Genomic DNA, 1,062 nt, shown 5'->3' on the forward strand with positions numbered 1-1,062 from the left:
ACCGCGTGATTTTGAATCGGAATTGTAATAATCAACATAATGATCAATACCAACATCACGTCGATCAACGGCGTCATGTTCATCTCGATCATTACATCCGGTTCGGCTGAACTGCCGCCCGAGCTGATGTTCATTCCCATACTATCTCCTCGTTCTTACTGTATTGACGCGCTCGTTGCGTTGTCTGGGCGAGGCGCTGTGCATGATCCCTTCAGCGCCCTGCTTTGCCTTGGCAACGAGTTTCTCGCCAGGTTATTTTTTAGCAGGCGGCTCTAAAACGAAACCAACCTTGGCTATCCCAGCACGCTGTGCCGTTAAGATGACTTTACCGACAAATTCATACCGTGCGTTTTGGTCGCCGCGAATATGGACTTCAGGTTGTGGCGTCAATACGGAGACGACTTTGAGTTTTTCTAATAACTCATTGGTGTCTGCCACTTTCTTTTGACCCCAGAATATGTCGCCATCTTTATTGACCGACAAATCAACGTCTTCAATATGCGTCTTAAACAACTGGTTCCGCTCACTTGGCAACTTCACCGGGATGGTGTGGGTTACCACGGGAACCGTGATCAAGAAGATGATCAACAGAACCAACATCACGTCAACTAGCGGCGTGGTGTTAATGGTACTGTTTACCTCATCTTCGCCCCCATCGGGGCTACCGATTGCCATTGCCATGATTTAGCCTTTTTTGTTAGCGCGTGCTTCTTCAGATGTGCTCATTGCACCGCTGATCAACACTAAATGCAAGTCAGCGCTGAATGCACGTACTTCTTCCATCGAGGATTTGTTACGACGTACCAAGAAGTTGTAGCCCAATACCGCTGGAACCGCAACGAACAAACCGAAAGCGGTCATGATCAACGCTTCACCAACTGGACCCGCTACCTTGTCGATCGATGCTTGACCGGCAATACCGATTTTGGTCAACGCGCCATAAATACCCCAAACGGTACCAAACAAACCAACGAACGGTGCTGTTGAACCAACAGTCGCCAAGAACGCTAAACCATCTTGCAAACGGCTTTGGATTTTTTCTACTGCACGTTGAATCGACAT

Annotated in this window: 3 protein-coding genes; all 3 read right to left on the bottom strand. The window is 48.2% G+C overall.

What is annotated here, in order from left to right; genetic code table 11:
• Positions 1–140, bottom strand: a 140-nt coding sequence (locus E2I14_RS19160; protein WP_206105690.1) for a biopolymer transporter ExbD, incomplete at its 3' end; no start/stop codon positions are given.
• 112 nt (positions 141–252) lie between these two features.
• Complete coding sequence (locus E2I14_RS19165; RefSeq protein ID WP_133331547.1) at positions 253–681, bottom strand: ExbD/TolR family protein; 429 nt, start codon at positions 679–681, stop codon at positions 253–255.
• Between the two features lie 3 nt (positions 682–684).
• Positions 685–1,062, bottom strand: a 378-nt coding sequence (locus E2I14_RS19170; RefSeq protein WP_133331549.1) for a MotA/TolQ/ExbB proton channel family protein, incomplete at its 5' end; no start/stop codon positions are given.

It is taken from the genome of Sapientia aquatica (assembly GCF_004358105.1).
Classification (GTDB): domain Bacteria; phylum Pseudomonadota; class Gammaproteobacteria; order Burkholderiales; family Burkholderiaceae_D; genus Solimicrobium; species Solimicrobium aquaticum.

What these genes read in the sequence shown, in the direction of transcription:
- E2I14_RS19165 (WP_133331547.1), bottom strand. Translation starts at nt 681, where the DNA reads ATGGCAATGGCAATCGGTAGCCCCGATGGGGGCGAAGATGAGGTAAAC.